The sequence below is a fragment of the Kitasatospora sp. NPDC038210 genome (genome assembly GCF_055600605.1).
On the sequence record NZ_JBVJYK010000005.1, the window covers coordinates 484,566 to 498,556 of the forward strand.

General features: G+C 75.5%; 12 protein-coding genes. 2 read left to right on the forward strand and 10 right to left on the reverse strand.

Annotation, left to right across the window (positions count from 1 at the left end; genetic code table 11):
* Positions 1-51 precede the first annotated feature (51 nt).
* The 4 genes from ACZ7KX_RS13825 to ACZ7KX_RS13840 all read right to left on the reverse strand — a co-directional run bounded on the left by ACZ7KX_RS13825 (position 52) and on the right by ACZ7KX_RS13840 (position 4,746).
* Complete coding sequence (locus tag ACZ7KX_RS13825; RefSeq protein ID WP_470326618.1) at positions 52-825, reverse strand: MerR family transcriptional regulator; 774 nt, start codon at positions 823-825, stop codon at positions 52-54.
* Between the two features lie 432 nt (positions 826-1,257).
* Positions 1,258-2,301, reverse strand: coding sequence for an isopenicillin N synthase family dioxygenase (locus ACZ7KX_RS13830; RefSeq protein WP_470326619.1), 1,044 nt, complete (start codon positions 2,299-2,301; stop codon positions 1,258-1,260).
* 394 nt (positions 2,302-2,695) lie between these two features.
* Positions 2,696-3,343 carry a response regulator transcription factor gene (locus tag ACZ7KX_RS13835; RefSeq protein WP_396551289.1) on the reverse strand — a complete coding sequence of 216 codons (648 nt, stop codon included), beginning with the start codon at positions 3,341-3,343 and terminating at the stop codon, positions 2,696-2,698.
* Positions 3,295-4,746, reverse strand: a complete 1,452-nt coding sequence (locus ACZ7KX_RS13840; protein ID WP_470326620.1) for a sensor histidine kinase — start codon at positions 4,744-4,746, stop codon at positions 3,295-3,297. The genes ACZ7KX_RS13835 and ACZ7KX_RS13840 overlap by 49 nt, the downstream gene beginning before the upstream one ends.
* Positions 4,747-5,033: 287 nt before the next feature.
* On the opposite strand from ACZ7KX_RS13840, the gene ACZ7KX_RS13845 reads away from it, so the two are divergent.
* Together ACZ7KX_RS13845 and ACZ7KX_RS13850 are read left to right on the forward strand one after the other, a co-directional pair.
* Positions 5,034-5,759 (forward strand): ABC transporter ATP-binding protein, encoded by a 726-nt coding sequence (locus tag ACZ7KX_RS13845; RefSeq protein WP_470326621.1) that lies wholly within the window; start codon positions 5,034-5,036, stop codon positions 5,757-5,759.
* Positions 5,756-8,158 (forward strand): FtsX-like permease family protein, encoded by a 2,403-nt coding sequence (locus tag ACZ7KX_RS13850; protein ID WP_470326622.1) that lies wholly within the window; start codon positions 5,756-5,758, stop codon positions 8,156-8,158. The genes ACZ7KX_RS13845 and ACZ7KX_RS13850 overlap by 4 nt, the downstream gene beginning before the upstream one ends.
* Before the next feature lie 148 nt (positions 8,159-8,306).
* On the opposite strand, the gene ACZ7KX_RS13855 is transcribed toward ACZ7KX_RS13850, so the two are convergent.
* From ACZ7KX_RS13855 to ACZ7KX_RS13880, 6 genes are all read right to left on the reverse strand, one after another.
* Positions 8,307-9,065, reverse strand: a complete 759-nt coding sequence (locus ACZ7KX_RS13855; RefSeq protein WP_470326623.1) for a MerR family transcriptional regulator — start codon at positions 9,063-9,065, stop codon at positions 8,307-8,309.
* Positions 9,066-9,340: 275 nt separating this feature from the next.
* The gene (locus ACZ7KX_RS13860; RefSeq protein WP_470326624.1) at positions 9,341-10,348 is read right to left on the reverse strand and encodes a DUF2332 domain-containing protein; all 1,008 of its coding nucleotides are present in this window, start codon (positions 10,346-10,348) and stop codon (positions 9,341-9,343) included.
* Between the two features lie 83 nt (positions 10,349-10,431).
* A complete protein-coding gene (locus tag ACZ7KX_RS13865; RefSeq protein WP_470326625.1) occupies positions 10,432-11,553 on the reverse strand; it encodes an SUKH-4 family immunity protein in 1,122 nt (373 codons plus the stop codon).
* A 161-nt stretch (positions 11,554-11,714) separates the two neighbouring features.
* Complete coding sequence (locus tag ACZ7KX_RS13870) at positions 11,715-12,656, reverse strand: hypothetical protein (protein WP_470326626.1); 942 nt, start codon at positions 12,654-12,656, stop codon at positions 11,715-11,717.
* 9 nt (positions 12,657-12,665) lie between these two features.
* Complete coding sequence (locus ACZ7KX_RS13875; protein WP_470326696.1) at positions 12,666-13,178, reverse strand: Imm21 family immunity protein; 513 nt, start codon at positions 13,176-13,178, stop codon at positions 12,666-12,668.
* A gap of 167 nt (positions 13,179-13,345) precedes the next feature.
* Complete coding sequence (locus ACZ7KX_RS13880) at positions 13,346-13,936, reverse strand: DinB family protein (protein ID WP_470326627.1); 591 nt, start codon at positions 13,934-13,936, stop codon at positions 13,346-13,348.
* Positions 13,937-13,991 lie beyond the last annotated feature (55 nt).

Below are 13,991 nucleotides of genomic sequence, written 5' to 3' on the forward strand. Positions count from 1 at the left end.
GGCCGGGTGGGGCCGGGTGGGGCCGCGCGCGTCGCGGCCCCACCCGGGCTCCTAGGCCTCGCCGAGTTCCTCGCTCGGGTCCTGGGTCAGTTCCTCGTTCAGTTCCTCGCCGAGCTCCTCCCGGAGCGAGCGCTGGAACGCCGTGACCAGGGCCTGCGCCACCATCGGCTGGATGTGGTCCGTCAGCGCCTTCATCCGGACCAGCTCCGCCGGCTCCGGCTCGCTCTCCCGGTACGGCTTCCACACCGTCTCCCGGAACAGCCGCTGCAACTCCCGCGCCGTCGCCCGGCTGTGCTCCAGCACCACCTCGCGGGCCGCCAGCAGCGTCTCCAGCGGGATCGGCACGTCCAGGATCCGCACGCCCAGCGGCAGCAGGCCCGGATCCACCCGGAACACCTCCGGGTCGTCGGTCCGCTCCAGCACGCCCATCGCCGCCAGCCGCTCGACCTGCGCCGGCGACAACCCCTGCCCGGCCCGCCGCTCCAGCTCCGCCCGGCCCAGCTCCTCGGCGGCCTCCGGCGTCCAGGACGCCACCAGCGCCCGGTGGATCGCCAGGTCCAGCGGCGTGCTGTCCTCGGGCAGTCGCGCCAGGTACCGCTCGATCGCCGCCAGTGTCAGCCCCTGCCGCTGCAACTCCTCGATCAGCCCCAGCCGGTCCAGGTGCGCCGCGCCGTACAGGCCGACCCGCCGCGGCCCCAGCTCCGGCGGCGGCAGCAGCCCCTTCGTCCCGTAGAACCGCACGGTCCGCACGGTCACCCCGGCCCGCGCCGCCAACTGGTCCACCGTCAGCCGCACCTCGCCCGCCCCGGCACCGTGCTCCCCCATCTGCTGCCTCCCGCGCTGGCACACTCCTGCTGTGACAGCAGCAGTGTGACAGTGCGGCCGGAGCGGGTCCACCGGGGTGGCGCGCGGTCGGGTCCGGGGTGGTGCTCGTCGTCGGCTGTCGGGGCCCGGTCGGGCGGGGGCAGCGGCGGGTGGGCACGGCGATGTCCGCGCGGGTCCACTGGGTGAGCGCGGTCGGTTCGGTGGGGGTGCTCGTCGCCGGTGTCGGGGCCGGGCGGAGGAGCGAGGGTCCGGCGGCGGGTGGGCACGGCGATGCCCCTGCCCCTCTGCCGGGGGCAGCTCGGGGCAGGGGCGTTGCGTGCGGGTCCCGGTGGCCCGCCGGGGCGGTGGCGGGTGCGTGCGCCCGGGTGTGGCCCTTCGGCTCGTCGGGGCCGATCCCGGGGCCACCGGGGCTTCCCCGGTGGCCCCGGTCGGTCAGGCGAGGGCGGCGTGGTGGCGGCGGGTGACTTCGGGGTGGGCCCGGGTGTAGCCCTTCCACTCGTTGAGGCCGAAGTCGGCGAAGAGGGGGTTGTCCGGGTCCTCGGTGGCGCCGGGGGCGTGGTGGGCGAGCGGGAAGTCCAGCGGCTCGATGTGGGCGTCGAGGCGCGGGTTGTAGAAGAACGGGACGGAGAAGCGCTCGCGGGCTCCGGGCGGGCTGACCACGCGGTGGCTGGTGGCCTTCAGGTAGCCGTCGGTGGCCACCTCCAGCAGCTCGCCGAGGTTGACGACGAAGGCGCCGGCGAGCGGCGGGACGTCCAGGAAGGTGCCGTCCTGGCGTTCGACCTGGAGGCCGCCCACGGTGTCCTGGAGCAGCAGGGTGATGAAGCCGTAGTCCTTGTGGGCGCCGACGCCCTGGCCGGCGCCGTCCGGGGCGGTGCCGGGGTAGCGGACCAGCTTGAGGCGCAGGTGGGGGTGGCCCGCGAAGGCCTCGTCGTAGAAGTCGGGGCGGGCGCCGATCGCGGTGAGGAGTTCGTGCAGCAGTCGCCGGGCGACCCCGCCGAGGTGGTCGATCCAGCCGAGCGCGGCGGTGCGCAGCGCGGGGAGCGCCTCGGGCCACTGGTTGGGGCCCTCCAGCCACCAGTACGGGGGCTCGCCGGCGCCGGGGACGTGCGGGGGTAGCTCGGCGCCGATGTCCAGCTGGTCGCGCCAGTCCTGACTGCCGCCGGTGCGCTCGTCGCCGGTGCGGGTGTAGCCCCGGTAGTGCGGGGAGTTGAGGTTGCTCACGGCGAGCCGGTCGGCCTCGGGGAGGGCGAAGAAGGCGCGCATGGCCTGGGTGAGCGCGGCCGTCTCCTCGGGGGTGACGCCGTGGCCGACGAGCTGGAAGAAGCCGACGCCGGTGGCCGCGGCGCGGAGTTCGTCGTGCAGGCGGCGGCGTTCCTCCGGGCTGCCGTCGGCGAGCGAGAGGTCGATCACCGGGAGGGCGTCCGCGAGGTCGGAGTCGGAGCCGTTTTCGGGTACGGGCGTGTACTGCTGCGTCATGTGTGACATCCGCTGGGTCTCGTCCCGGCCTGGTCCGGTGGTCGACCGGGGGCGCCGGAGCCACGCCTGGTGCGGCGGGTGCTCCGGGAGCCGGGAGGCGGGGGCGGCCGGGTGGTGGGGCCGCCTGAGGGTGGGTGGAGCGAGGTTCAGCCGGAGCGTCGACAGGACATGCTGGTCACGCGGAGCAGGTCCACGTGGCGACGGCGAACAAGGATGAGCACTTCACCAGCTTAAATGACTGCTTCGGCGGCGGGCGACCCCCCTGCAGCGGAGGGCTGCTCACCACTTGTTGGTGAACGATCAAGTGCCGGTTTCTCGGTCGAGGCCACGGTGTCGCCGGCGGTCCCGCCAGACGCGGTGGACGGCTTCCCTCAGGCGTGGTCGGCGGCCCCCGTCAGGCGTTGTTGAGGTAGGCCAGGACGGCCAGCACCCGGCGGTTGTCGTCGTCGGACGGCTGGAGGTCGAGCCGGACGAAGATCGACGCGGTGTGCTTGGCGACCGCCCGCTCGGTGATCACCAGCTGCTGGGCGATGGCGGCGTTGGAGCGGCCCTCCGCCATCAGCGCCAGCACCTGCCGCTCGCGCGGGGAGAGGGTGGCGACCGGGCCGGCCGAGGAGTTGTGGGTGAGCAGCCGGGTGATCACCTCCGGGTCCATCGCGGTGCCGCCCTGGGAGACCCGTCGGACGGCGTCGATGAACTGGGCGCCGTCCATCACCCGGTCCTTGAGCAGGTAGCCGATCCCGCCGGTGCTGCCGGCCAGCAGCTCGCGCGCGTACAGCTGCTCCACGAACTGCGACAGCACCAGGACGGGCAGGCCGGGGTGGGCCTGACGGGCGGCCAGCGCGGCCCGCAGCCCCTCGTCGGTGAAGCCGGGCGGCAGCCGGACGTCGACCACGGCGATGTCGGGCCGGTCGGCGGCCACCGCGGCGAGCAGCTGGTCGCCGTTCTCGACCGCCGCGGTGACCTTCATCCCGTTGGCCTCCAGCAGCCGGGTCAGGCCGTCCCGGAGGAGGAAGAGGTCTTCGGCGATGACAACGCGCACGGGATCTCCAGGTTCACGATGGTGGGCCCGCCGGACGGGCTGCTGATCGCGAGCACTCCGTCGAAGGCGGCCAGTCGGCGTTCGGTTCCGCTGAGACCGGTGCCCCGGGACGGGTCGGCGCCGCCGCGCCCGTCGTCGGTGACCGATATCCGCAACAGCCCGTCACTGTGCCCTATCTCGATCCAGACGCGCGAGGCGCCCGCGTGCTTCACCACGTTGGCCAGGAGCTCGGTGACCGCGAAGTAGGCGGCCGACTCCACCGGTGCCGGTGCCCGGCCGGTCAGGGTGCCGGTGAAGGTGACCGGCAGCGGCAGGTCCAGCGCCGTCGCCTGCACCGCGTCGGCCAGTCCGCGGTCGGCGAGCACCGGGGGGTGGATGCCGCGGACCAGGTCCCTCAGCTCGCCCAGCGCCTTCACCGAGGACGTCCGGGCCTCGGCCAGCAGCGGGGCCAGGGCGTCCGGGTCGTCCTTCAACTGCTCGGCCACGGTCAGCAGCATGCCGAGGGCCACCAGCCGGGCCTGCGCCCCGTCGTGCAGGTCCCGCTCGATCCGGCGCAGTTCGGCGGCCCCGGCGTCGATGGTGTCCGCCCTCGTCCGCGCCAGGTGGCTGACCTGGCTGGCGAGTTGGGCCCGCCGGGAGGGCCCGAGCAGGGCCCGGGCGGCCTGCTCGTGGATCCGCAGGACCGACGGGGCGGCCCACAGGGCGGCGGCCGGCGCGGCGTACAGGCCCATCCCGTAGAACACGCCGAGCGGGAAGAACGGCCCGTTCCGGCCGAAGACCTCCAGGGCGACCGGGGTCAGCACGACGACCGCAGCGGTGAGCAGCACCGCGAAGCCGGTGAGCAGCGCCCAGAGCAGGTCACGCCAGGTCGCCGGGTCGGCCAGCCAGCCGCCGGCCCGCAGCCGCTGCCAGGGGCCGGTGAGGCCGGGCGGGCGGTGGTACGGCACCGGGACCGGCCGCCCGCTCCACTTCCCGACCACCCGCCTGCTCTCTCCCGCGATCCAGCGCGCGCCGAACAGCGCGAGCATCAGCAGCGCGGGCGACAGCCAGAGCGAGACGGACCGGCCGCCGGGCGCGGCGCCGCCGTAGAGGTGCGTCGCCATCACCGCGAGCGCGCCCGGGGCGAACAGGGCGGCGCCGACGGCCCGGCCGCCGCCCCCGGTGGCCCAGCAGAGCGCCCAGAGGGCGACCACTCCGAACGGGACCACCAGGATGAACGGGCCGCCCGGCCCGAACCGCCCGGACTCCTCAGGGCCGAACAGCGCGGAGGCCAGCAGCAGCGGCCCGGCCAGCAGCGAGACCAGGCCCGTCACGGCCAGCGTCACCACGTACCAGGCGCGTACGCCGTCGACGCAGGCCCGGCCCACCCGGGCCGCCACGTCCGTCACCGCCTGCACACCCATGAAGCGCCCCCTCGCCGTCCCGGAGCCTCCGCCCGGGGCTTCGAAGCCCTCGGTCCCGGAGCCCCCGCGGGCCCTGCGGACCCCGGTTCCGATCTTTACGGTGGCTCAGTCTGCCGGGCCGCGGCGGCCGGCGCTCTAGGCCTGGACACCCAGTTCGGGGTGTATCTGGATACACCCCCAAGACGCCGTCCAGACGGTTGGCCGGGCCCCCGGGCCGGTTCGTAGCGTCGTGTCCCGTCAGCCGGTCCGGGTCCGCCCGGTGCCGGACCGAGAACCGTGGAGGGCCAGTGAACGCGCCGATCATCCGGATCCGCGGCGTCAGCAGGACGTACGACCGATCCGACGCCGCCCGCCCCGCCCTGGCCGGGCTCGACCTGGAGGTGCGGGCGGGCGAGGCGCTGGCCGTGCTCGGCCGCTCGGGCAGCGGCAAGTCCACCCTGCTGAACCTCATCGCCGGCCTCGACCGCCCGAGCGAGGGCACGGTGGAGGTGGACGGGGTGGCCGTCCACGGGCTCGGCGAGGCCGCGCTGGCCGAGTTCCGGCGGCGGCGGATCGGCATGGTGTTCCAGTTCTTCAACCTGCTGGACGACCTGAACGTCGAGGACAACGTGCTGCTCCCGGCCCAGCTCGCCGGGATGCGGCGGGAGCCGGCCCGGGCCAGGGCCGACGAGCTGCTGGAGCGGCTGGGGGTGGCCCGGCACGCCAGGGCGTTCCCCGGCCGGCTCTCCGGCGGCGAGCGCCAACGGGTCGCGGTGGCCAGGGCGTTGATGAACCGTCCGCCGGTGCTGCTGGCCGACGAACCCACCGGCGCGCTGGACACCACCTCGGCCGCCGACGTCCGCGACCTGCTGCGCGGGCTCAACGCGGAGGGGCAGACGATCGTTCTGGTCACCCATGACACCGCGCTCGCCGACTCCTGCGCGGACCGGACGATCGAACTGCTCGACGGCCGGCTGGTCCGGGACAGCGCGGCCGCACCGGCCCCCGGGGAGCGGAGCGGGGTGGACGCATGAGCGCCCTCGGCAAGGTGGTCCGGGCCGGGGTGGGCCGCAAGCGGGTGCAGACCCTGGTCATGGTGCTCACCACGATGATGTCCGTGACGGCGTGCATCCTCGCGGTCGGTCTGCTGGTCGCCGCCCGGGGCCCCTACCAGCGGTCCTTCACCGACCAGCACGGCGCGCACCTCAATGTGCTCTACGACCCGACCGCGGCGAGTCCCGACCGGCTCGCCGCGGCCGCCGACGCGCCCGGTGTCACGGCCTCGGCCGGCCCGTACCCGGCGGTCACCGTCCGGCCGCGCTCGGGGGAGGGCACCGAGCTGCCGCCGCCCGGCAGCCTGCTCCCGCCGATGACGCTGGTCGGCCGGGCGCAGGACGGCCCGCTGGACGGCCTGCGGATCACCACGGGCCGGTGGGTCGCGGGCCCCGGCGAGGTGGTGCTGCCGGACGGCCGCTCGCCGCTGGCCGTCGGCGACGGCATGCAGTTCCCGGACCTGCCGGGGCACCCGACGCTCAAGGTGGTCGGCCTCGCCTCCTCCGTCTCCTGGAGCGCGGACGGCTGGATCGCCCCCGAGCAGGTCGCCGGGCTGACCGCGCCGGGCACCACGGCCGCCGTCCAGTACCTCTACCGCTTCGCCCGCGCCGGCACCGACGCCGAGGTGGAGGCCGACCACGCCGCGCTCGCCGCCGCGGTGCCGGCCGGCGCGCTCGTCCGGGCGACCTCCTACCGTCCCGCCCAGCAGGAGGCCGACCGGACGGCCTCGACCTTCGTCCCGTTCGTCACGGCCTTCGGGGTGCTCGGCCTCGCCATGTCGGTGCTGATCATCGGCGTCGTGGTCAGCGGTGCCGTCACCGCCGCCACCCGGCGGATCGGCATCCTCAAGTCCCTGGGCTTCACCCCGGCCCAAGTGGCGCGCGCCTACGTCGGCCAGGCGCTGATCCCGGCCGGGACCGGCACGGCGCTCGGCGTGCTCGGCGGCAACGTGCTCTCCGTACCGGTCCTCGGCATCGCCCGCAAGGCGCTGCGCGGCGGCCTGCTCGGCATCCCGCTCTGGGTGGACCTCGCCGTCCCGCTGGCGGCCCTGGCCGCCGTGACGGGCACCGCACTGGTGCCGGCGCTGCGGGCCGGACGGCTGCGCACGGTGGAGGCGCTCGCGGTCGGCCGGACGGCGCCGGGCGCGAAACGGGTCGCCGCCCTGGCCGCCCGGGGCGGACCCGGCGACGCCGGAGTGCCGGGTCTGTCGGCGCGGGTCCGGAGCGGGATCGGTCGGCTGCCGGTGCCGCGCTCGCTGAGCCTCGGGCTGGCGAGCCCGTTCAACCGGCCGGGCCGCTCGGCGACCACGGGGGCCGCGGTGGTGCTCGGCACGGCCGGCGTCACCCTCTGCGTCGGCCTGACGCTCTCGCTCGGCCTGCTGCAGGAGGGCCTGGAGGCCGGGCGCGGCGGCAAGGTCGTGGTCCAGGCCCCGATCGAGGGCGGTACGAAGCCCGCCGAGCAGGTGGACGAGGCGGCCGTGGCCCGGGCGATCGGCGCCGGCCGGGGGACCGGGGCCTGGTACAGCAGCGTCCCGGCGCAGGCCGCCGTGGCCGGGAACACCGGCCGCTCCGAGGTGGTCGCGTTCAGCGGTGACGTCTCGCGGGCCGGCTACCAACTGGTCTCCGGCCGCTGGTTCAGCGGCCCCGGCGAGGTCGTGGTCGGATCGGCCTTCCTCCGCGCCAACCAGGCGAAGGTCGGTGACACCGTGACGCTCACCGACCACGGGCGCACCACCCCGGCGAGGGTCACCGGCGAGGTCCTGGCCACCGAGGACTTCGTGTACGTGGACCGCGCCACGCTGGCCCCGCTCGGCGGCGCCGTCGCCGCCGAGGCGATCGCCTTCCACATCGACCTCACCCCCGGCACCGACCCGAAGGCGTACGCCGACGCGCTCGACGGCGCGGTCCGGCCGATGGGGCTGAGCGCCGAGCCCGGCGAGCAGCACGTCAACATCGTGGTGCTGGCGATGAACACCCTGGCGGGGGTGCTCACCCTGCTGCTCTCCGTCGTCGCGGGGCTCGGGGTGCTCAACACGGTGCTGCTGGACACCCGGGAGCGGGTGCACGACCTCGGGGTGCTCAAGGCGCTCGGGATGTCACCGCGGCAGACCGTCGGCATGGTGCTCACCTCGGTCTGCGGCAGCGGGCTGGTGGCCGGGCTGATAGGGGTGCCGCTCGGGGTCGCGGTGCACCACTGGGTGATGCCCGCGATGGCCCGCGCCGCCGGGATCGGCGTGCCTGACACGGACCTCGGCGTGTTCGGCCCCTCGGTGGTGGGGCCGCTGGTCCTCGGCGGCGTGGCGCTGGCCCTGCTCGGCGCCGCCCTCCCCGCCACTTGGGCGGCCCGGACCCGGACGGTCACGGCCCTGCGGACGGAGTGACGACGGGGGACGAACCCGGCGGCGCGCCCTTCCACCGGCCGACCGGTGGAAGGGCGCCCCGCGGGAACGGCCCACCCGGCGGGGCCGCTCACCCGGAGCGGCCGGCCCACTCTGGCGGGTTCGGCTCACTCGGCGGGGTCGGCCGCACTCAGGTCAGTCGCGCCGCCGCGTACGCCTCCATGGCGGCCCGCTGGTACGCGGCCAGGCCCGGGGCGATGGCCTCGTACGCGGCGCTCCACCGGTCGTTCTCGGTGCAGGAACGGGCGATCGCCAGGTACTCCTCCACCGGGACCGGCCGGAGGGTGCCGAGCATCCGGTACTCCTCGTCGATCGTGCTCTGCACGGGCTCGGCGTCGGCCGGGTGGCCGGCCGCCAGCAGTTCGGCCAGGTGGATCATGCGTGCGGTCCGCTCGCGCTGGCCGGCCTCGATCTCCTCCGGGCTCATCGCGGCCGTCGCGCGCCGGGTGGCCTCGACGTGCTCGGGGAAGTCCCGCAGGCTGGCGTCGACGTCGGCGGGCCGGATGCCCTCGAACAGGTTCTCGGGGCGATTGATGGTCATGGGCGTGCCGTCCTTCCGAAGGTGTTCCAGGTCGGCGATCGTGCGGGAGACGGTGGCGGCCAAGGCGTCCAGCCGGTCGCGTTCGGTGACCAGCCGCCGGTGGTGGCCCCGCAGGGCGTCCAGCTCGTCCACCTGGTCGCCCAGGATCTGGGCGATCTCGGGCAGCCCCACGCCCAGCGCCCGCAGCACGAGGATCTGCTGCAGCTGCAGCAACTGCCTTTCCTCGTAGTAGCGGTGGCCGTTGGAGCCGATCCGGGCCGGCGGCAGCAGGCCGATCTCGTCGTAGTGCCGCAGGGTCCGGGCGGTCACCCCGGACATCCGGGCCACCTCCGCGATCGGCCAGGCCATGGCCGCCTCCCCTCGCTCCCGGGTCCGATCCCGGGTTCCACGTTCGTCGTACCGGGCCGGTTCTTCCGGCCGTGGTCACGACGGTAGAAGTTGCCGCTGCGGCAGCTTCAAGTCCGGTCTCGCCGTTGCCCGTCGGAGCCGGGCCGGCCACTGCCCGTCCGCGGCACCCGCCCCGCCCACTGCCCGTCCGCGGCACCCGCCCCGCCCACTGCCCGTCCGCGGCACCCGCCCCGCCCACTGCCGCCCGCGTCGCCTACGTGTCGCCTGCGTGTCGCCTACGCGTCGCCGAACCAGTCCAGCGACTGCCCGTGCGGCCCGGTGAAGGCCACCGGCCGCTCGTCCAAGGCGAGCGCGAACAGTCCGGATCCGGGCGGGGCCGGGCGGGGCAGGCGCCGGGCGACGGCCGGCAGCACGGAGACCGCCTCGTTGGAGACCCAGTGCCCGGGCAGCTCGCGCACGGTCGCCGCGAACTCTTCCCGCGCTTCCGGCGACAGGTACGCGAGCACGGCGCTGTGGAACACCACCGGGGTGGCCCCCGCCGGTACCTGCGCCACCAACTCCCGCACCGTCGCGTTGAGATCACCGCGCACCAGCAGCGGAGGCTCGGCGCGGGCGACCTCCACGGCGCCGCGCAGCCGGTCCAGCCGGTGGGTCTGCTCCGGCCAGACCAGCGACTCCAGCCAGCGCACGTCCTCCTCGGCCCGGACGTCCAGCGGGTGGAGGTCGATCCCGGCCCGCCACACCACCTCCGGCAGCCGCTCCCGCAGGGTCGCGGGGAGCGGCACCGGCCCGCTCACCGCGCAGTCCAGCGTCACCGGGCTCGCCGCGGCGCCGAACTCGGCCACCGGGGCGCCGCCCACACCGTCGGCCGGCAGGTACCGGTAGCGGTACCGGTCCGGGTACAGGCAGAGACCGGCCGAGGCGCCCACCTCGATCAGCGCGAGCGGCTGCGGCAGCGTCGCCAGCAGCGGCAGCAGGGTGGCGCAGCGGCCCGACTCGTTGGTCTGCGTCCGGCGCTCCAGCATGGTGGCCGACGCCTCGTCCCAGTGGGCCGTCACCCAGGCGCGGAAGGCCGGCCAGCCCTCCGTCACCGGGCCGCCCAGGTGGCGGACGGTGCCGAACAGCAGGTTCGGCTGCCGCTTGGCGGCCGGCAGCCCGTCCAGCAGCGCGCGCACCTGCCCGTCCTCGGCGACGCGTTCGGCCAGGTCCTGGTAGACCGCCGAGTTGCCGCGCGCCTCCCGCTCCGCGAAGCCGCGGTAGAGGTCCCCCGTATCGCTGTGCATCCTCGTCCGTCCTTCCGGATGATCAGAATCGGTCCAGGTTAGGCCCGGCCGCCGCGCAGTGGTCGACCGGGCGGGGAGCGGTGTCACCCCAGCATTCCGCCCATGTGCCCGTCCTCGGCGAGCAGCCGCCAGGAGCAGCCGGGCGAGGCGAAGGCCTCCGGGTCGACGGCTTCCACCAGCCGGTCCACCACCGTGCTCAGCAGCGACTGCGGGTCGAACACCGCCCAGGTGTCGTGGCCCCGGCCGTACTCCCAGCGCTCCCACTCGACGCGCAGCCGCTCGTACGTCCAGAGGGCGTAGAGCAGGGCGGACAGGTCGCGGTTCAGGTACGCCTCGGGCTGGCCGTCGTCGTACCAGTCGGGCAGCTCCAGGCGGCCGGTGGTGCCGTCCAGGGCGATCGTGAGGTCCGTCGGCCAGTCCCCGAGGGCGATGAAGTCCCGCTGGTACGGGCGGTCCTCCTCGCCGTCGAAGTACTCCGGGTACGCCTCGCCCATGGTGACCAGCGGCTCGTCGCACACCCCGAACATCGCCCCGCCCAGCGGCAGCCCGACGTCGGTCAGCAGCCGCCGGGTCGGCTCGTGCACCAGGGCGGCGGGCAGGTGCTCGGGCCGGAAGCGGTGCACCCGGCCGGGGCCGTCGTCCTCGTCCGTCAGTGCCGCGAGTTCCGCCACCAGCTCCGGGCCGACTTCGTACGCGGGCCCGCCCGGACCGCCCGGCAGCGCACCCCAGCCCAGCGCGTGCACCAGCAGCGCGGTGCCCCAGTGCGCGGGCGGCGTGGAGCCGTGCACGAACAGGCCCGGATCGACCTCCCGCATCCGCTGCTCGGCCCGTGCCACGACCTCGGCGACCACGGCCGGGCCGCGCCGTCCGTCCAGCGCCTCCGGCCGCCGGGCCGCCTCGGCGACGGCCTCCACCTCCCGCACCAGGCCGGCCAGTGCCGTCAGGTCGGAGGCCAGCAGGTCCCGTCGCGGGCCGCCGTTGTCCAGGAACACCTCACCGGTCGCCCCGTCCAGCAGGACGAGGTTGCCGAGGGCGGCGAAGGGCGTGCAGTAGTCCGTCTCCCCGAGGACGAACAGCCGCTCCGCGTCCGCCGGGAACGGCCGCACCGCGCCGAACTCCAGGAACGCCCCCGCGGCCGGCAGCCCCTCCCGGGCCAGGAACTCCCGGCTCTCGGCGTGCACCACTCCGCCCGGCGAACCCGACACCTGCTCACACCCCACGTACCCCACCCCTCCCCGGCCCTGACCCCCAGACCCTAGCGGCCCGGCCCGACATCGCCGCGCGGGTTGTCGCCTAGGGCCGTTGCCGCGGGTCGTCGCCGCAGGTCGTCGCCGCGGATTCCGGCGGGCCGCCCGGGGCCGGTCGGCTACGCCCCTGCTGCCGGGTCCACGTTCCACACCTCGGGCAGGTCCGCGTCGCAGCAGGCGCAGACGTAGTGCTCCTCGCGGACGAGGTTGACCGTGGTGCACCCGGGGCAGCGGCGGAAGACCGCCCCGTACGTGAAGGCGCCCGGGTGCGGCAGGCCGATGCGGGTGAGGGCGGCGGTCACGGCGGGCCAGGAGGTGGTGTCGGGGCAGTAGCCGGTGGAGTGGTTGCTGACCGTCTCGACCTCCCATCCGCCGCCTCCCTCCGAGCGCCGGAACCCGATCTCCCCGGCGCTCAGCACCAACTCCCCACCGGCGCAGGCCACGTGCTCGCTGCGGCGCGGGGCGAGCAGCAGCGCGCCGGCCAGGTCGACCACGAAGGTGAACGGCTCCGCCGACTCCTGCGCGGTCCGGCCGCCCATCCAGGCGGTGAACTCGTCGGCCGTCCGGACCGGTCGACCGCCGGGCCCGCCGGCCTCCCGCAGCTCCGGCGGCCCCACGTACCGGTACGCCCGGCCGAAGCCGTTCGCGACCTCCGCGGCAATGCCCCGCTCGGCCAGCCGGGCCCGCCAGTACGCCATCTCGACGGTTGTCCCGGCGAGCTCGAAGTGCCTTAGCCGGTCGATGAGTTCACGTGCCTGCGGCAGCGAGGTCGCCGAGCCCCCGTGGAGCGCCCGCAGCGCCGCGACCGGGTCGGTGAGCGGTCCGGTGAGCCGGAGCCGGGCCGGTCCGTGGGTGGTCAGCAGCGCCGCGCGGACGTCCTCCGGCAGTTCCTCCGGTCCCGAGTGCTCGCACATGTAGGCGTTGCAGTGCGGGCAGGTGTGCTCGGCGTCCCACCAGAGGTCCCGCCCGTGCATCAGGAACTGTCCGACGCTGCGGACCGCGGTGCCCCCGCAGCCCCAGCACCGGACGGCCATCCGCACGCCCTGTTCCGTCTCGGTCATGCCCGCACTCTACGGTGGCCGGGGCGCGGCTGAGCGCGAGCAGTACCCGCCCACCTGCGGGAACCCGGGCCGGCCGGAGCCGGAGCCGGAGCCGGAGCGGGAGCCGGAGCCGGGGCGGGAGCCGGAGCCGGCGAGGGACGGTGACCGGGCCGGAGCCCGCCGCCCCCGGTCAGCCGCCGACCGATCCAGCCGGACCGGCACGAGGCGGGTCTCCTCGTCCGGTTCCACGTGGGCGGCGCGGACGCGCCGGCGCCCGGCGGGCAGGTCGAGGCGGAGCCGCCCCTCGGTGGCGGACTCCTCGCCCGTCCAGCCGGCGTCGAACAGGTACACCGGCCCGTTCCCGACCTCCCAGGACAACTCGGGCTCCCACTCGGCGAGTTGCAGCGCCCGCGGCAGGGCGGCGAGGATCGCCTCCTCCGACTCCGCCGCCGTCCACCGCGGCAGCAGTCCCCGCTCCGGCAGGTGGGTCGTCGACAGCGGCTCGTCGCCGAGGACCAGCACCTGTGCCCCGTCGACGTCCAGCTGCCCGACGTGACCGTCGACCCCGCAGGCCCGGTCGTGGTCCCACCCTCACTGCCGGTCCACGCGCCCGGCGCCGCCTCGGGGGCGAGCACCAGCGGCCCGCCCCCGGAATCGATCCACTCCACCCGGTCCATCCGGGCTCCGTACCGGGGCGGACGACCCGCGGGTCAGGCGAGCCCGCCGGCCTTCCGGGCGGCCTGCTCCACGCGGTCGCGGTGTGCCCGCCACCAGTCCGCGTCGCCCTCGGCGGTGTTGACGCCGTCGGGGCGCTGGCCGACGGCGCCGTCCACGAGTTCGCGGACGAGGTCGGCGTGGCCGACGTGGCGGTGGCTCTCGGCGATCATGTGGACGAGCACCCGGTGCAGGGTCTGCTCGGGGCGGTCGCCGAACGGCAGTCGGCCGGTCGCGTCCAGCGGCAGGGCCTCGATGGTGGCGTCCGAGTGCGCCCAGACCCGCCGGTAGCGCCCGACGATCTCCTCGGTGCCCTCCTCCGCCCGCGCCCACAGGTCGCCGTTCGGCTCGGTGTCGCCGATGAACCACAGCGGGGTCGGCTCGGGGAAGGGGCGCCCGAAGGTGTCGCCGAAGTACATCGCCTCGGCCCCGGTGAGGTGCTTGACCAGGCCGAGCAGGTTCGTCCCGGTGGGGGTGAGCGGGCGGCGCAGGTCGTACTCGGAGAGGCCGTCGAGTTTCCAGAGCAGCGCGTCGCGGGCGTCCTGGAGGTAGATCCGGAGGTCGGTCTTGTCGTCCGTCGCAGTCATGCGACCAGTCTGTCGACCGCCGGAGGCCTGTCCACCGGTTCCGGCCGCCCGCCGC

Excerpts from the sequence above, each read along its gene's own strand:
- ACZ7KX_RS13825 (WP_470326618.1), bottom strand. The coding sequence starts at position 825 with ATGGGGGAGCACGGTGCCGGGGCGGGCGAGGTGCGGCTGACGGTGGAC.
- ACZ7KX_RS13830 (WP_470326619.1), bottom strand. The coding sequence starts at position 2,301 with ATGACGCAGCAGTACACGCCCGTACCCGAAAACGGCTCCGACTCCGAC.
- ACZ7KX_RS13840 (WP_470326620.1), bottom strand. The coding sequence starts at position 4,746 with ATGGGTGTGCAGGCGGTGACGGACGTGGCGGCCCGGGTGGGCCGGGCC.
- ACZ7KX_RS13850 (WP_470326622.1), top strand. The coding sequence starts at position 5,756 with ATGAGCGCCCTCGGCAAGGTGGTCCGGGCCGGGGTGGGCCGCAAGCGG.
- ACZ7KX_RS13855 (WP_470326623.1), bottom strand. The coding sequence starts at position 9,065 with ATGGCCTGGCCGATCGCGGAGGTGGCCCGGATGTCCGGGGTGACCGCC.
- ACZ7KX_RS13860 (WP_470326624.1), bottom strand. The coding sequence starts at position 10,348 with ATGCACAGCGATACGGGGGACCTCTACCGCGGCTTCGCGGAGCGGGAG.
- ACZ7KX_RS13870 (WP_470326626.1), bottom strand. The coding sequence starts at position 12,656 with ATGACCGAGACGGAACAGGGCGTGCGGATGGCCGTCCGGTGCTGGGGC.
- ACZ7KX_RS13880 (WP_470326627.1), bottom strand. The coding sequence starts at position 13,936 with ATGACTGCGACGGACGACAAGACCGACCTCCGGATCTACCTCCAGGAC.